This window comes from Microbacterium oleivorans (assembly GCF_013389665.1).
Classification (GTDB): Bacteria; Actinomycetota; Actinomycetes; order Actinomycetales; family Microbacteriaceae; genus Microbacterium; species Microbacterium oleivorans_C.
Map to the genome: position 1 here is coordinate 2,528,933 of NZ_CP058316.1, position 15,948 is coordinate 2,544,880.

At 72.0% G+C, this 15,948-nt stretch carries 16 protein-coding genes; 10 read left to right on the forward strand and 6 right to left on the reverse strand.

Going from position 1 to position 15,948, the window contains the following annotated elements; all coding sequences use genetic code 11:
• Positions 1-2 precede the first annotated feature (2 nt).
• Positions 3-1,283 (reverse strand): glycosyltransferase, encoded by a 1,281-nt coding sequence (locus tag HW566_RS11970; protein ID WP_178013162.1) that lies wholly within the window; start codon positions 1,281-1,283, stop codon positions 3-5.
• Positions 1,280-2,320: a hypothetical protein gene (locus tag HW566_RS11975; RefSeq protein ID WP_178013164.1), complete on the reverse strand. Its 1,041-nt coding sequence runs from the start codon at positions 2,318-2,320 to the stop codon at positions 1,280-1,282. Before HW566_RS11975 ends, HW566_RS11970 begins: the two co-directional genes overlap by 4 nt.
• A 115-nt stretch (positions 2,321-2,435) precedes the next feature.
• Between HW566_RS11975 and HW566_RS11980 the strand changes: the two genes are divergently transcribed.
• Genes HW566_RS11980 through HW566_RS11995 form a run of 4 tightly spaced genes read left to right on the forward strand, consistent with a single transcriptional unit; the run spans position 2,436 to position 6,487 of the window.
• Positions 2,436-3,563, forward strand: a complete 1,128-nt coding sequence (locus tag HW566_RS11980; protein WP_256728698.1) for a glycosyltransferase — start codon at positions 2,436-2,438, stop codon at positions 3,561-3,563.
• Complete coding sequence (locus HW566_RS11985) at positions 3,560-4,672, forward strand: glycosyltransferase (RefSeq protein WP_178013166.1); 1,113 nt, start codon at positions 3,560-3,562, stop codon at positions 4,670-4,672. The genes HW566_RS11980 and HW566_RS11985 overlap by 4 nt, the downstream gene beginning before the upstream one ends.
• Before the next feature lie 10 nt (positions 4,673-4,682).
• Positions 4,683-5,696, forward strand: a complete 1,014-nt coding sequence (locus HW566_RS11990) for a glycosyltransferase (protein WP_178013168.1) — start codon at positions 4,683-4,685, stop codon at positions 5,694-5,696.
• Entirely contained in the window at positions 5,693-6,487 is a 795-nt protein-coding gene (locus HW566_RS11995; protein WP_178013170.1) for a glycosyltransferase family 2 protein, read from the forward strand. Before HW566_RS11990 ends, HW566_RS11995 begins: the two co-directional genes overlap by 4 nt.
• Here the strand turns inward: HW566_RS11995 and HW566_RS12000 are convergent.
• Positions 6,484-7,872, reverse strand: a complete 1,389-nt coding sequence (locus tag HW566_RS12000) for a glycosyltransferase (RefSeq protein WP_178013171.1) — start codon at positions 7,870-7,872, stop codon at positions 6,484-6,486. The genes HW566_RS11995 and HW566_RS12000 overlap by 4 nt on opposite strands.
• Before the next feature lie 80 nt (positions 7,873-7,952).
• Positions 7,953-8,648 carry an SDR family oxidoreductase gene (locus HW566_RS12005; protein WP_178013173.1) on the reverse strand — a complete coding sequence of 232 codons (696 nt, stop codon included), beginning with the start codon at positions 8,646-8,648 and terminating at the stop codon, positions 7,953-7,955.
• A 217-nt stretch (positions 8,649-8,865) separates the two neighbouring features.
• On the opposite strand from HW566_RS12005, the gene HW566_RS12010 reads away from it, so the two are divergent.
• The 3 genes from HW566_RS12010 to HW566_RS12020 are packed head-to-tail and all read left to right on the forward strand — an operon-like array spanning position 8,866 to position 13,080.
• A complete protein-coding gene (locus tag HW566_RS12010; RefSeq protein ID WP_178013175.1) occupies positions 8,866-10,770 on the forward strand; it encodes a beta-glucoside-specific PTS transporter subunit IIABC in 1,905 nt (634 codons plus the stop codon).
• Positions 10,757-12,208, forward strand: coding sequence for a family 1 glycosylhydrolase (locus HW566_RS12015; protein ID WP_178013177.1), 1,452 nt, complete (start codon positions 10,757-10,759; stop codon positions 12,206-12,208). Before HW566_RS12010 ends, HW566_RS12015 begins: the two co-directional genes overlap by 14 nt.
• Before the next feature lie 44 nt (positions 12,209-12,252).
• The gene (locus HW566_RS12020; protein WP_178013179.1) at positions 12,253-13,080 is read left to right on the forward strand and encodes a BglG family transcription antiterminator; all 828 of its coding nucleotides are present in this window, start codon (positions 12,253-12,255) and stop codon (positions 13,078-13,080) included.
• A gap of 110 nt (positions 13,081-13,190) precedes the next feature.
• On the opposite strand, the gene HW566_RS12025 is transcribed toward HW566_RS12020, so the two are convergent.
• Positions 13,191-13,547 carry a DUF7882 family protein gene (locus HW566_RS12025; protein WP_256728699.1) on the reverse strand — a complete coding sequence of 119 codons (357 nt, stop codon included), beginning with the start codon at positions 13,545-13,547 and terminating at the stop codon, positions 13,191-13,193.
• Between the two features lie 177 nt (positions 13,548-13,724).
• Here HW566_RS12025 and HW566_RS12030 point away from each other — a divergent pair, with 177 nt between their 5' ends.
• Positions 13,725-14,237, forward strand: a complete 513-nt coding sequence (locus HW566_RS12030; RefSeq protein ID WP_178013180.1) for a MarR family winged helix-turn-helix transcriptional regulator — start codon at positions 13,725-13,727, stop codon at positions 14,235-14,237.
• A gap of 93 nt (positions 14,238-14,330) precedes the next feature.
• On the opposite strand, the gene HW566_RS16140 is transcribed toward HW566_RS12030, so the two are convergent.
• Positions 14,331-14,453: a hypothetical protein gene (locus HW566_RS16140; RefSeq protein WP_256728700.1), complete on the reverse strand. Its 123-nt coding sequence runs from the start codon at positions 14,451-14,453 to the stop codon at positions 14,331-14,333.
• Between the two features lie 106 nt (positions 14,454-14,559).
• Between HW566_RS16140 and HW566_RS12035 the strand changes: the two genes are divergently transcribed.
• Positions 14,560-14,775, forward strand: coding sequence for a multidrug transporter (locus HW566_RS12035; protein ID WP_178013182.1), 216 nt, complete (start codon positions 14,560-14,562; stop codon positions 14,773-14,775).
• Positions 14,772-15,947 carry a zinc-dependent alcohol dehydrogenase gene (locus tag HW566_RS12040; RefSeq protein ID WP_178013184.1) on the forward strand — a complete coding sequence of 392 codons (1,176 nt, stop codon included), beginning with the start codon at positions 14,772-14,774 and terminating at the stop codon, positions 15,945-15,947. The genes HW566_RS12035 and HW566_RS12040 overlap by 4 nt, the downstream gene beginning before the upstream one ends.
• Position 15,948: the final 1 nt, after the last annotated feature.

Consider the following 15,948-nt stretch of genomic DNA (forward strand, 5'->3'; position numbering starts at 1 on the left):
GCTCAGCCCCACCCGCCCAGGTAGGCGGCGAGATCCGGCTCGTCGGTGACGGGGAGGATGGCCGTCGTCGGCACCGACGCCGTCGCGAAGAGGTCCGACCGTCGCCAGCGCTCGGCCCGGGCCCGAGCCCGCGTCGAGGCGACCCGCACGAGGGGATCGCCGGCGGGCGTGGTGAGGGTGATCTCGCCCAGCCGTTCGCGTTCCAGACGTGCGACCGCCGACGAGAGGACGTCGGTGTCGGCCGCCACACGGATCGGTCGCAGCAGCTCGACGACGACCCGCACGCGATCGAACGCGGCACCGGCGTCCTCGTCGTCCGGGCCGGGCTGCACGCCCGCCCGCACCGCCGATGCGCCCAGCGCGGCGATCGTGCTGTCGACCGCGAGGAACCGCTGTCCCGCGCTGGTGCCCGCCGGGGGGACGATCGCGATGTCGGCATGCGCGGGTCGCACACCCCGCGGGGCGGAGCCGGACACCGGGATGAGGTCGCTCAGCCGGAGCGTCTCGGCGTTGCGCCGCGCGACGGCACCCTCGTCGCGTCCCGCGGCGTCGGGTCCGTCGTGCCAGGCGACGGCGTCCGGCACGTGGGCGAGCAGCGCGCCGCGCAGCCAGGCTCGGTACGTCCACTCCCAATCCTCGCCGCCGTACGTCGTGAACGACTCGTCGAAGCCGCCCGTCGCGTCGAACATCTCGCGCGAGCAGGCGATCACCGCGCCGATCACGTGGCGGTAGCTGCGATCGCCGGCGTGGAGCAGATTCTCGCTGCGCCGGTACTCCTCGGCGAGCCAGGACGGTTCGGGCAGCGCCCGCTGCGCGGCGTCGACGGCGAGCCGGTCCGCCGCCACCCCGGCGAGGTGGGCGTGGCGGCGCCGACCGACGGTGACGCAGTCGGGCGCGAGGGCGGGCAGACGGGACAGCTCGCGGACGAAGGCGGGCTCGGGTGTCGTGTCGGCATCGAGGAAGATCAGCACGTCGCCGTGCGCCGCCGCGGCGCCGAGGTTGCGCACCGCGGCGAGACGGAACCCGCGGTCGTCGTGCCGGACCAGTTCGACGTCGCCGGGCACGGCCGGGGGCTCGGGCGACCCGTCGTCCGCCACGATGATCTGCAGCCGGTCCGCGGGGTGGTCCTGCAGCCGGAGCGCGGCGAGGGTGAGGGCGAGCTGCGCGGGCTGACGGTAGTGGGCGACGATCACCGAGACCGCGGGGGCCTCATCGGGCCAGCGGCCGTCGAGGAGGTCCCACCGGTTGCCGGGCAGCGCCACGCCCTGTCGGCGCCGGGTCATCGCGGCATCCCGCGCCACCAGTGGAGGTAGGCCTCGGCGACAACGGCGAGGTCGGGCCGCAGCGGGTGACCTGGCGTCATGCGCGTGCCCGCGGGGTCCTCCCAGGCGGCGAGGAGGCGATCGGCCAGCTCGGGAGGGTCGAACAGGACCGACGTCCCGGGGCGGAGCCGGTCCATCTCGTCGCTGTAGCGCGAGCGGACGATGAGGGGGCGTCGGCCCGCTTCCATCCAGTCGAGCATCGATCGCGATGCCGAGACGTGCTCGTGCGCGGCCACGGGGATGCCGGGTTCCCGGAGGCGGTGGGCGAACACGTCGTCGTCGAGGAACCCGCTGATCTCGAACCGAGCCCCCAGATCGTCGGCCAGGCGCTCGAGGGCGGTGACGTCGCCGTCGTGGCCCGGCGACGCGGCGCCGAGCGCGCGCACGACGGCGGTGCCGACCGGTCGTCCGGCCGCGCGGAGGGAGGCCACGGCCGCCGCCGCGGCGCGCAGGGCCACCTCGTGCCCCTTCCCGGGGTACACGAATCCGGCTATCAGCACGACGAGATCGGTCGGAGCGGCCGGATCGTCGCCGTCGGGTGCTTCCGGCACGCGGGTGCCGAGGGGGATGACCGCGGGCTGCAGGGCGTCGCCGAGGTGCTCGGCGACGAGCAGCCGCTCGTGCTCGCTGTTGACGGCGACGGCCTCGGCGGCGCCGAAGAACCGGCGGTAGGCGGCGACGCGGCGGTCGTACTTCGTCCCGTCGGAGTCCTGGGGCAGGTCGTGCAGCGTCAGCGTCAGCCGGCAGAAGCGGGAGAGGGCCTCGACCGTGTCGGCCGCGTCCTCGAGACTCGAGCCCAGGAGCCGGTCGGTCGCGTGCAGGTGCACGCGCTCACCGGGCTCGATCGCGCCCCGAGCGGCCGCGAGCCCGGTCACGGTGACCACGCGCGTCCGCTCGTCCCGGCGCCGCGCGGCGGCGGCCACATCCGAGCCGTAGTCGGTCACCCCGTGGCCGCGGGGGCCCCAGACGAGGCAGAGGGGAGGGGCGGCGGCGGGCATCCGGTCATCGTTACCGCTCGCCTGTGCTTCGCGCAAGTGCGAGGCGGCGCCCCGGGCGCTCCGATAGCGTCCGAACCGGACCCCCCTCACCCCGGCGGTTCCAGCAAGGAGAACCGTGACCGTCGCCACCGTCAGCGCGCCCCTGGACGATATGTCCGGCGTGCCCGACGTACGCGTCGTCGCGGTGCCCGCCGGGCATCCCTACGTTCAGCGGGTGACGGATGCCGCGGGCATCGAGCTGCTCCCCGACCCGCCCGTGCCGGGTGCGGCCGAGGGCGTGTGGTGGCCTCCCGTCGCGCTCGATCCCGATTGGATCCACGCGAATGCCGACCGCGCCGACGTCCTGCACGTGCACTTCGGCACCGAGTCCTTCGCGGCCGGGCACCTCACCGCGTGCGTCGAGGCGGCGCACGCGGCCGGCTGGGTCGTCGTCTTCACCGTGCACGATCTCACGCATCCGCAGTTGATGGACCAGAGCCGGTACGCCGCGCAGCTCGACGAGCTCATCCCGCGTGCCGATGCGCTCGTCACCCTGACCGCGGGCGCGGCCGCCGAGGTGCGGGAGCGCTGGGGACGCGAGGCCGTCGTGTTGCCGCATCCCGCGATCCTCCGCGACGGGGAGTCCCCGACCGTGGTCGCGCTGAGCGAGGACCTCCGGATCGGGATGCACCTGAAGGACCTCCGGCCCGGCACCGATGGGCCGGGGAGCGCCCGCACGCTCGTCGCGGCCGTCGAGCGGTTGCGCGCGCAGGGCCGGCACGTCGTGGCGGAGATCCGCATGCACCGGTCGGTGCGCGACGAGGCAGCCCGCGACGACGTCCGCGCCGCCGTGGCGGGTCACCCGTTCGCCGTGCTCGTCGAGCAGGGGAGGCTCCCCGACGCCGCCCTGAACACGGCGCTCGGCGGGCTCGACGTGTGCGTCCTGCCCTACCGCTTCGGCAGTCACTCCGGCTGGCTCGAGCTGTGCTGGGACCTCGGGGTCCCCGTCGCCGCGCCCGACGTCGGGCACTTCGCCGACCAGCACGACGACGCCTCCACCGCGAGCTTCCGACCGGGGGACGCCGACACGCTGACGGAGGCCCTGCAGACCCTGCTGTCGCGTCATGAGGCGGCCCGTCCCGGCTCGATCGCCCGTGCCGAGCTCATCGAGGAGCGTCGCTCGCACCGCCGTGAGCAGGATGCCGCGACGGCGACGGCCCACGCCGCGCTGTACCGCCGACTCCGCAGCGAGGGCGTCTCGTGAGCGGGCGCAGGCTGCGCATCGCCGTCATCGCCCCGCTGCGGTTCCCCATCCGTCGGCCCCACGCGGGCGGTCTCGAAGCCGCGGTGTGGTCCGAGGTCGAGGCGCTCCGCGCCCGCGGTCACGCGGTGACCGTCGTCGCGGTCACCGGGTCGGAGCACGTCGAGCGCGGAAGCGTGTGGGAGATGCCCGAGCTCGGCTGGGGTGCCGACGCGGTGCGCACCGACAAGACGTATCCGCCGGCCTACGAGACCCTCAGCGTGCCGATGCTGCGCCGCGCCGTCGAGACGATCGGTGCGCGGGAGTTCGACGTCATCTCCAACCATTGCCTGCACGCGCTGCCCCTGCAGCTCGCACCGCAGCTGGATGTGCCGATGGTGACCACCCTGCACACGCCGGTCGACGACGATTTCGTGCGCGCACACCGCGCGGCGGCCGGTCGCGGCAGCATCTTCCTCTCGGTCAGCGAGCACACGCGTCGCGAATGGCAGCACGCCGGCGTCGCGTCGACGTTGCTGTCGAACGGCGTCGATCCGAACGTGTGGACGGCGGGCCCCGGCGGCGACGAGCTCGTCTGGTTCGGCCGGATCGTGCCGGAGAAGGCGCCGCATCTCGCAGTGGCCGTGGCTCGCGCCCTCGGCCGCCGGCTCACGATCGCCGGTCGGGTCGGCGATCGCGAGTACGCGGAGGGTGTCCTCGGGCCGCTCCTGGGGGATGACGTTTCGTTCGTCGGCGAGCTCGCCCCGTCCGACCTCGCGTCGCTCGTCGGTCGTTCTGCGCTCGCGCTCGCGACCCCGGCGTGGGCGGAGCCGTTCGGTCTCGTCGGTCCCGAAGCCCTCATGTGCGGCACACCCGTCGTGGGCTTCGCGGTCGGCGGGGTGCCCGAGATCGCGGCGGCGAGCATCGGGATGCGTCTGGTCTGGGCGGGTGACGTCGTAGCGATGGCGGATGCCGTCGAGGAGATGTGGGACCGGGCACGCGAGCCCCGATTCCGCGCCGCCGTCCGGGCGCGCGCCGTCGAGCGCTTCTCGTTGGATGCCCGCACCTCGGCGCTCGAAGAGGTCTTCGCGGCGCTGAGCGCGGATGCGACGCCCGCCGAGCTGCCGGCATGACGGGCCCGGCATGACGAGGCGGGTCGGCTGGTACGTGCATCATCACGGCCGCGGGCACCTGACCCGGATGCTCGCGATCGCGCCGCACCTGCCCCTCGAGGTCGTCTGCTTCAGCTCGCTAGCCGCTCCGAGCGAGCTGCCGGCCAACGTCTCGTGGGTCGAGCTCGCCCGCGACGACGACCCGGCCCCGACCCTCCCCGCTGACGACCCGACCGCGGGGGGCCTCCTGCACTGGGCGCCGCTGGGCCACGGCGGACACCGGTCGCGGCTCGCCGTCATCGCGGCGGCTGTCGCGACGGGCGGAGTCGGGGCGTTCGTGGTCGACGTGTCGGCCGAGGTCACCCTCTTCGTCCGGCTGCTCGGCGTGCCGGTCGTGATCATCACGCAACCGGGCGAGCGCGTCGACGAGCCGCACCGGCTCGCCTTCGCGGCGGCACGGCGGATCATCGCGCCGTGGCCGGGCGAGATCTATGCTCCGCCGCACCTGAGCGCCCTGGGCGACCGCGTCGCCTTCGTCGGGGGGATCTCGCGGTTCGCGGGCCGAGTGCCGTCCGGGCCGCGATCGCGCGACGGCGCCGTCGTGCTGCTCGGGGGTGGTGGGGGTGCGAGAGTCGCCCCGTCCGACATCGCCGACGCGGAACGCGCGACGGCGCGGACGTGGCACGTGCTGGGCGCGGGCGGGGCCGGGTGGATCGCCGATCCGTGGGACGCGCTGGCGACGGCGTCCGTCGTCGTGTCGTGGAGCGGGCAGAACGCCGTCGCCGACCTCGCCGCCGCGGCGGCGCCCGCCGTGATCATCCCGCAGGAGCGACCGTTCTCCGAGCAGCGGGCAACGGCCCTCGCCCTGGCGCGCGCGGGGCTGGCCGTGGCCGTGGACGAATGGCCCGACGCCGAGCGGTGGCCGGAACTCCTCGCCGAGGCGACCGAACTCGGCGATGCGTGGGGCGCGTGGCGGACCGACGGGGCGGCGGAGCGTGCCGCCGCGGTGATCCTGGCGGCGACGAGCCCCGGAGGTCGCGCATGAGCGAGGTCGCCGTCGTGACGCTCTGTTCCGCGCCGCGGCTGGCGCACCTGCGCAATCAGCTGCGCGCGACCGCCGGCCTGCCCCGCGTGGTCGTCTGGATCGGGGACGACGACGCGCCGGACCTCGATGCCGAGACGATCGTCCGGGTGCGCCCGGGGGCCGCGGGCCTCCGGCTCGCCGCCGCACGCAACGCGGGCGCTCGCGCCGCCGAGGCGCTGGGCGCACGCCTGCTCGTCTTCCTGGACGCCGACTGCATCCCCGGACCCGAGCTCATCGAGCGCTACCGCACCGCGGCGGTCGCGCATCCGGACGCCGTGCTCTGCGGCCCCGTCACCTACCTGCCCGCGGGAGCCGCCCTCGATCCGGACTCCCTGCGCGCGGCCACATCGCCCCACCCGGCCCGCCCGGCGCCGGCGAGCGGGGTCGTGCAGCCCGCCGCGAGAGCGGACTACCCGCTGTTCTGGTCTTTGTCGTTCGCGACGACACCCGACGTGTGGCGTGCTGTCGGCGGGTTCGACGAGGCGTACGAGGGGTACGGGGGAGAGGACACCGATTTCGCGTTCTCACTCCGGGAACGCGCGGTGCCGATGATGTGGGTCGGCGGAGCCGACGCCTATCACCAGCACCATGAGACCTCCTCGCCGCCCTGGCAGCACCTCGACGACATCCTGCGCAACGGTGCCCTCTTCGCGGCCAGATGGGGCGAATGGCCCATGACCGGGTGGCTCGAGGCCTTCGCCGAGGCCGGTGCCGTCGAGCGCGACGGGGCCGGATGGCGACGCGCGGACTAGCGACGCTTCGGCGACAGGCGCCGCTTGAGCGCTCCGGCCACCCCGCGTGCCGTGCTCAGCACGCGTCGCATCCCGCCCCGGAGCCGCCGGCGGCGTCGGGCACGGCGCAGCACGCCGGCCCACCGCCGACGGATGCGGGCTCCGTCGTACTCGGCAGCGGTGGCCCGGGCGCGGGCTCGCATCGCGGCACGCCGGTCGGGGTCGAGCTCGGCGGCAGCGCGGACCGCGTCTGCGAGCGCGTCGACGTCGCCCTCGGGGACGAGCCAACCGTTCACGCCGTCGCGGATGAGCTCGGCCGGTCCGTACGCGATGTCGTAGGCGATCGGCAGACAGCCCGCCGCCATCGCCTCGAGCAGCACGAGGCCGAAGGCCTCCGAGCGACTCGTGAGCAGCAGCACGCTCGCCGAGCTCAGGGCGGCCGCGGGATCGTCGGTGTGCCCGTGGAAGCGGATGCCGGGATCCCCGGCGGCGAGAGCGGCGAGGTCGTCGGCGCGTGAACCCCTGCCGTATACGTCGAGCGGGATGTCGGTTCCCGATCGCCCGCGCGTCAGCAGCAGCGCCGCGATCGCGTCCTCGACGCGCTTGATCGGTTCGAGACGGGCGAGGACGACGGCACCGGTGCGCTTGCCCTCGCGCGGCAGCGCGGCGGGCGGGATCGTCCGTACCGGGTGCGCGATGTTCGTCAGGAACGGCCGCCCTCCGACGATCTCGCGGACATCGGCCGCCTGCGCCTCGGTCGCGAACACGGTGGCGTCGAAGTCCGCCAGTCGCGAGAACACCGCCTGACGAGAGGCGCGCACGGACCCGGGTGTGGGGCCGCGGTGCGATCCGTGGACGACGTGGACCGTCGTCGCGCGACGACGGTGGTACCCCGCCGCGAAGGGGGCGACGGTCTTGCTGTCGACGATGACGAACGCCTCGTCCGTGTCGATGAGGTGGTCGAGCCAGGCGGAGTAGAGGTCGTATCGAAGACGCCATGCACGCACCGGACGCCCCGCCGCGTCGCGCGCGAGCAGCATGCGGCCGCGCGTGCCGACCCGGCGCTCGGAGAGGGCGATCGTCCCATCGGGCCGCAGGTGGTCGATGTCGCGCGGCTTGCCGTTCCCGCCCAGCCGGAGCAGGCGGAGCACCACGCCGTCGGCCTCGTCGACGATCACCCCGTCGTCGGCGGTGTCGAGCGCCGCCGGCGCCTCCGGCAGGGCCGTTCCCGGCGACATCGAGCCCGACCGTGCCCAGTCGTAGAGGTTCCTGATCCGGACCCCCGCGCCGATGGGGACGCCGCTGTCGGGGCCGAGGGGACGGGCGCGATCATCGAGGGTGAGGACGTCGACGGGAGTCCCCGCCTCGGCGAACAGACGGCTGCGATCGAGGAGGGCCGTCGTCATACCGCCGTAGGGTGCGGTGATGCCCCACGTCAGGGCGAAGTGTCGCCCCCGCGGGAGCTCCGGACCGGCCATGCCGGCCGTCACCGCGGTCCCGGACGCACGGAGACGTCGGGGACGAGCGCGTCGCGCGGCAGGTCGAGTGCGGCCAGCGCGGTCGTCGCCACCGACTCGGGATCGATGAACGCCGCGGCGTCGTAGTCCCGTCCCTCCTGCCGGTGCACCTCCTCCTGCATGGGCGTGGCGGTGCGGCCCGGGTAGACGGTGGTCACGCGCACGCCGTGCTCGCTCTCCTCCGCCCGCAGCGCGTCGGCGAGCGCCTTGAGTCCGTGCTTCGAGGCGGCGTAGGCGCTCCAGCCCGCGTGCGCGGTGAGGCCGGCGCCCGAGTTGACGAAGAGCACCTGTCCGCGCGCGGCACGCACCGCGGGCAGGGTGAGGCGGGTCAGCTCGGCGGCGGCGACGAGGTTGACCGTCAGCTGCTCCGTCCACGACCGTGCGGACAGCTGCCCCACCGGCCCGAGCTCGACGATCCCGGCACCGTGGATGACCGTGTCGAGCGCGTCGGGGACGTCGGCCTCGTCGAGAGCGGCCGCCATCGACGACGGCTGACGCAGGTCTGCCGCGATCCCGATCGATCCCGGGAAGAGCGCCGCGAGCTCGTCGGCCCGAGCGCGGTCGCGGCCGACGAGCACCAGTCGGTCGCCACGTCCCGACAGGCGTCGGGCGATCGCCCGCCCGATGCCCGAGCCGGCTCCGGTGATGAGGTGCGTCTGCGTCATGCACCCATCGTCCCATCCGCGCGGTGCGCATCCGCCGCGTGCTTGCGTCCGGTGCGCGAACGTGCGACGATCGTGGCGGACATGTGACTGGTCAAGCAGGCAGGATCCGAACGTTCGTGCATCGCACGGCGGTCGGGTCCTTTTTTATTGCCTCCGGCCGGGTCCGGAGCGGAGCCGCTCCGGCGGCACGGTCCGGGATTCCACAGGAGGAAAACGAATGACCACCACGAAGGATGCCGCCGGCGCGATCCTCGAGCACGTCGGCGGGCCCGAGAACATCGCTGCGCTCCAGCACTGCTCGACCCGACTGCGGTTCAACCTCGTCGACGACGCTCGAGCCGACGAGGCGGCGCTGAAAGCCGTGCCCGGCGTCATCGGCGTCGTGCGCGGACCGCAGACCCAGATCATCGTCGGGTCGAAGGTCGGCGACTACTTCACCGAGATCGAGAAGCTCCGCGGCGGTCGCGCCGCCGCTCCCGCCGGCGGCCAGGCTCGCCCGCGGCTCACCTGGAAGCGTGCGGGCTCGGCGATCATGGACTTCGTCGTCGGGGTCTTCACCCCGATCATCCCCGCGATCGCCGGCGCCGGCATCTTCAAGTCGTTCCTCATCCTCGCCTCGGCGCTCGGCTGGATGCAGACGACCGATCCCAGCTACCAGGTGCTCTCGGCGATCCCCGATGCCGTCTTCTTCTTCCTGCCGCTGCTGGTCACCTACACCGCGGCCAAGAAGCTCGGGGTCAACATCCCGCTCGCCCTCGGCATCGTGGGCCTCCTCGTCTTCCCGGGCTTCTCGGCCCTGCTGAACCAGGAGGGCGGCGTCGCCCTGTTCGGGCTTCCGATCCCGGCGATCGCCTACAACGCCCAGGTCTTCCCGCCGATCCTCGCCGTCCTGCTGCTCTGGCCGGTCGAGAAGCTCGCGACGAGGATCACCCCGGGGCCCATCCGCACGTTCTTCGTGCCCCTGCTGTGCTTCATCGTCGTCTCGCCGATCACGATCTTCGCGCTCGGCCCGCTCGGCTACGGCCTCGGCTCGCTGCTCACGGGCGGCATGCTCTGGCTCTACGGCACGCTCGGATGGGTCGCGATCGCCCTGCTCGCCGTCGTGCTGCCGTTCATCATCTCCGTCGGCATGCACAAGGCCTTCATCCCGCCGACGATCGCCACCGTCGCCCAGCAGGGTCGCGACCCCTTCTACCTCGTGGCATCGCTGGCGCACAACATCGCCGAGTCGGGCTCGAGCCTCGCCGTCGCGATCCGCACGCGCAACAAGACGCTGCGGGGCACGGCGATCTCCTCGGGCATCTCGGCCTTCTTCGGCATCACCGAGCCGGCACTGTACGGCGTGACCCTGCAGAACCGGCGCGCCCTCTTCGCCGTCCTCGCCGGATCCCTCACCGGTGGCGTCTACCTCGGCATCGCGGCGGTCGGCGCCTTCGCCCTGGTCAGCCCGGGAGCCGCCAGTATCTCGATGTTCATCGACGTGCTGAACCCGTGGAACCTGATCCACGCCGTCATCGGCGCTCTCGTGGCCTTCGCGACAGCCTTCGTCGTCGCCCTCGTCATCTGGAAGGACTCCGACTCGGGCACGATCCGCGCGCTGGAGGCCCAGACCGGCGGTGTCGCCGCCGCTGCCGCCGATACCCTCGCCGACGGTCGTCTCGTGGCTCCCGTCGCCGGGGAGGTCGTCGCGCTCGACCGTGTCGACGACCCGGTCTTCGGTGGCGGGATCCTCGGCGACGGCGTCGCGATCCGTCCGAGCAGCGGTGCGGTCTACGCGCCGCTGTCGGGTGTCGTCTCGAGCCTGCTTCCCTCCAAGCACGCCTTCGGCATCACCGGCGACGACGGCGTCGAGGTCCTCGTCCACGTGGGGCTCGACACCGTCAAGCTCGACGGCGCGCCGTTCGTCGCGCACGTCGCGCAGGGCGACCGCGTCGAGCGTGGTCAGCTCGTCCTCGAAGCCGACCTCGAGGCGATCCGTCGCGCCGGCTTCGACACCATCACGCCGGTCGTCGTGCTCAACGGCGACGCCTTCGACGTCGTCGAGGCCCTGATGGGTCCTGTCGAGGCAGGCACCGGCATCTTCACCGCACTCACCAAGGAGGCCGCTCGTGGCACTGTCTGAATCGTTCCTGTGGGGCGGCGCGCTCGCCGCCAACCAAGCCGAGGGCGCCTGGCGCACGGGCGGCCGCGGGCCGGCCGTCTCCGACATCGCGAAGTATCGTCCGGACGTCGACCCGCGCGAGTACGCGATCCACCACGCCCACACCGTCGAGAGCATCACCGCCGCGATGGCCGACGACGACGAGACGTACTACCCCAAGCGCCGCGGCATCGACTTCTACCACCGCCACCGCGAGGATCTGGCACTGTTCGCCGAGATGGGGTTCACGGTGCTCCGCGTCTCGATCGCCTGGACCCGCCTGTACCCCACCGGCGAAGAGGCCGAGCCGAACGAGGAGGGCATCTCCTTCTACGACGCGCTGTTCACCGAGATGCGCCGGCTCGGCATCGAACCGCTCGTGACCCTCTCGCACTACGACCCGCCTCTCGCGCTCGCGCTGAAGAACAACTGCTGGGTCGACCGGAGCACGATCGCGCTGTTCGAGCGCTTCGCACGCACGTGCTTCGAGCGCTTCGGTCACCTCGTCAAGCTGTGGCTGTCGTTCAACGAGATCGACGGCATCGTGCGGCATCCCCTCACCTCCGGCGGCATCATCGAGGAGACCGTCGACGGCAGCGTGCTGCAGGCGTGCTACACCGCGCTGCACCACCAGTTCGTCGCCTCGGCGTCGGTGACCCGGATGCTGCACGAGATGTGGCCGGAGTCGCAGCTGGGCTGCATGCTCACGATGCTCAAGACCTACCCCTTGACCTGCCACCCCGACGACATCGCGGCCACGCAGGCGAAGGACCGGCTGCTCTATCTCTGCACCGACGTGCAGGCCGGCGGCGCCTACCCCCGGCTCGCCCTGAACGCGCTCGAGCGGCAGGGCGTGACCATCCCGTTCGCCGATGGCGACGCGGAACTGCTGCGCGAGCACCCCGTCGACTTCGTGTCGCTGTCGTATTACATGACGTTGGCCGAGTCGGTCGATCCGGATGCCGAGCGGACCCCGGGCAACACGGTGCTCGGGGTGAAGAACCCCTACCTCGAGTCCAGCGAGTGGGGCTGGCAGATCGACCCCGTCGGGCTGCGGATCTCGCTCATCGACCTCTACGACCGCTACGGCAAGCCGCTGTTCATCGTCGAGAACGGCCTGGGCATGCGCGATGAGCTGACCGACGACGGCCGCGTGCACGACCCGTACCGCATCGACTACTTCCGGGCCCACTTCCGAGAGATGATCCGTGCCGTCGACGAGGGGGTGGAGCTGATGGGCTACACCAGTTGGGCGCCCATCGACATCATCAGCGCATCGTCGTCGCAGATCTCGAAGCGATACGGTTTCATCCACGTCGACCTCGACGATCTCGGTCGAGGCTCCGGTGAGCGCCGGCGCAAGGACTCGTTCTGGTGGTACCAGCGGGTCATCGCGACCAACGGCGCAGATCTCGGGTGACCGCTCGGCTCCACGAGCGGGCCGCCGGGTCGATGAGGACAGGCATGCAGATCATCAAGAAGGTGCTCAACTCGAGCGTCGTGCTCGTCGAGGATGAGCGCGGCGTCGAGCGGGTGCTCCTGGGCAAGGGCATCGGCTTCGGGGCCAAACCCGGGGGAGCCGTGGACGAGGAGGCGACGGACCGGGTGTTCGTCGCGCTCGAGGACGCAGACCAGCGCAACCTCGTCGAGCTCCTGGCTCAGATCCCGGGGGAGTTCGTCGAGCTCACCCGCGAGATCGTGCGCGATGCCGTCGCCGCCGGGTTGGATCTCGACCCGCACATCTATCTCGCTCTCACCGATCATCTGCACTTCGCCGTGGAACGGCACCGACGCGGCCTTGTCGTGGTGAACCGGCTGGCGTGGGAGCTGCGGACGGTCTACCCGGACGAGTACGCGGTGGGGCGTCGCGGTGTGGACCTGCTGCGCGCTCGCATGCGGGTCGACGTACCCGACGAGGAGGCGGCGAACATCGCCTTCCACCTCGCGAACGCCGCGAACGGTCGAGCAGGCGCCGACACGATGCACGTCGTGCGGCTGATCTCCGCCGTCACGACCATCGTCACCAACACGACCGGAATCGCGTTCGGCGACGACCTGCATTCCTCGCGCTTCCTGGTGCACCTGCAGTTCTTCGCCGAGCGCGTCTTCGCGGGCCGCATGCTCGACACCGACGACGGGTTCCTCTTCGAGAGCATGAGCGGTCGCCATCCCCGGGCCACGGCGACCGCCGAGCGTGTGCGGGCTCTGGTGCGCACGCAGCACGGCATCGAGATCCCGGACGAGGAGGTCGCCTACCTGGCGCTGCACATCGCGCGGGCCGTGCCGGGCTGATCCGGGCGCCCCGGGGCCGGCGTCTCGGACATGTTGCCCCGACAACGACGACACCGCCGTCGTTCACCCCGGGCGGGGGCGAACGACGGCGGTGCGACGGGGAGGTGGGGTCAGGCGGGGACCTTCAGCCGCGGGACGCCCGCGGTGACCGGACGGAGCTCGCGCTGCGGCGCCGCAGGGATCTCCTGGTCGAGGGCGACGACGAGCCCGGCGGACGAGGTCGCGGCATTGGCCATGTCGCGGATCGACTGGGGGTTGAGGACCTCCATGTCGGCGCTCTCGAAGACGAACCGCAGCGGGATCGACGGCTGCAGCCAGATCGACGACCGGGTGTCGTCGGCGGTCCACGACATCATGAAGCTCTCGTTGCGGCGCAGCTTGGTCGCGATGACGACCTTGAGGTGCGCGAGCAGGCGGTCCGGGATCTCGATGCGCGTGTCGGAGTTTCCGTAGTGGAGCTGTCCCATGCTGTCCTCCTGAGATCGACGGGGATGAGGAATCTGTGTGTCCCTCATTAAGTATCTAGCCAGACAAGACACTTTCTGTCAATTCCTCGTTCTATGTATCTCGCCGCCTGTGAAAGACAGAATCTGTCATGCCCGGCTAGTGTTCTATGATGTGGTTCGCGAGGAGGTGGCAACCCGATGCCTCAAAATGTCGTCCGTCATGAAGGACTGCACCTGTACGCCGACCAGCCGCGCGACGAGATCGGTCGCAAGCTGAGCGATGCCGTGCTGCGGCTGCGTCGCGCCGAGCAGGTTCAGGCCGGGCTCGCCGTGCGCGCCTCCGAGCTGTCGGCCATCGACCTGACCGCACTGCGCTACCTCGTGCAGGGCCACCGGGACGGCCGCGACCTGGGACCGAAGGACCTCATCGTCATGCTCGCCACCTCGAGCGCCACGGTGACCAACGTCGTCGAGCGTCTGGCCTCGAAGGGCTACGTCGAGCGCGTGCAGCATCCCTCAGACCGCCGCGCGCACTATCTCGTCCCCACCCCCGAGGCCGTGACGCGCGTCGACGAGGCGTTCGCCGCGCATCATCGCGCGATCGTCACCGTCATCGACGAGCTCGACCCGGAGCGCGCCGCGGTCGCCGCCGACGTCATCGACCTCATCGCCCGCGCTCTCGACGACGTCGCCGCGCGATCCGGCGGCTGACACCCGCCTCGACCCTCCGTACCTCACCCCGGGCTTCGGTGCCCGACCCGGCCGGTGGCGCGCCGGAGCGCACGCCGGCCGAGTGGGCGATCCTCAGCCGTCCTCGCCCTCGGCCTGCGAGGGGTGACCGGGCATCTCCTCGGGCGCCTGGCCGGTGTCGGGGTGTTCGGGATCTTCTCCCTCGGCCTGGCTGGGCTTGGCGTCGTCTCGCGACATGTCGTCGTCCTCTCTCGGTGATGCGGTTTCCCGCCCTGGCTATCACGCATGCGCGGTCGTCGCCATCCCCTCGCCCTCGCGGGGCGAGCGTGCCTACGGTCGCCCTATGTCCGACTCATCCGAACTCCAGACCGACGAAGACAAGCGACGCGAGGAACTGCTGCGCGCCGGCGGCTCGACCGAGGCCGACGCCGCCCCTCGCATCGAGACCAGCGAGCACGACGGGATCACGCGCATCGACATCGCCGACACCGCGGCCGTGCGGCCCGGACCCGGGCCCGGCACCCCCGAGGCCGACGGCGACGCGGAGATGGCGCGGTGAAGGCGCTCACCTGGCAGGGGCGGCGGAACGTCTCGGTGGACACCGTGCCCGATCCCGAGATCCTCGAACCGACCGATGCGATCGTCAAGATCACCTCGACCGCCATCTGCGGGTCCGACCTGCATCTGTACGAGATCTTCGGGCCGTTCATCGACAGCGGCGACGTGCTCGGGCACGAGCCCATGGGCGTCGTCGTCGAGGTGGGGTCGGCCGTGACCGACCTGGCGGTCGGCGATCGCGTCGTCGTGCCGTTCAACATCTCATGCGGGCACTGCTTCATGTGCCGGCGCGGACTGCAGTCGCAGTGCGAGACGACCCAGGTCACCGAGTACGGCAGCGGCGCCTCGCTGTTCGGCTACACCAAGCTGTACGGGCAGGTTCCGGGCGGTCAGGCCGAGTACCTGCGCGTGCCGCTGGCCGACTACAACCACATCCGGGTGGGCTCCGACCTCCCCGACGACCGATACCTGTTCCTCAGCGACATCCTCCCCACCGCCTGGCAGGGGGTGGAGTACGCCGACGTCCCCGAAGGCGGCACCCTCGCCGTCATGGGGCTCGGCCCCGTGGGGCAGTTCGTCGCACGGGTCGGTGTCCACCGCGGCTATCGCGTCCTCGCCGTCGACCCGGTCCCGGAGCGTCGGGCGATGGCCGAGCGGCACGGGGCCGATGTGTTCGACCTCACCGACTCGGTCGTGGATGAACTGCGCGACCTGACGGATGGACGCGGAGCGGATGCCGTCGTCGACGCGGTCGGCATGGAGGCCCACGGCAACCCGGGCGTCTCTGCCGTGCACAAGGCGATGGGGCTGCTGCCCGATGCGCTCGCCCAGAAGGTGATGGAGACCGCGGGGCTCGACCGGCTCGCCGCACTGCACGCATCGATCGACGTCGTCCGCCGTGGCGGCACCGTCTCGCTCAGCGGCGTGTACGCGGGCGAGGCCGACGCGCTCCCGATGAAGACGATGTTCGACAAGCAGGTGAGCCTGCGCATGGGACAGTGCAACGTCAAGCGCTGGATCGACGACCTGCTGCCCCTCGTCGAGGATCCCGCCGACCCGCTGGGCGTGATGGATCTCACCACCCATCGTGCGCCGCTGGCCGACGCGCCGGCGCTGTACGAGATGTTCCAGAAGAAGCAGGACGGCTGCATCAAGGTGGTGCTCCAGCCGTGAA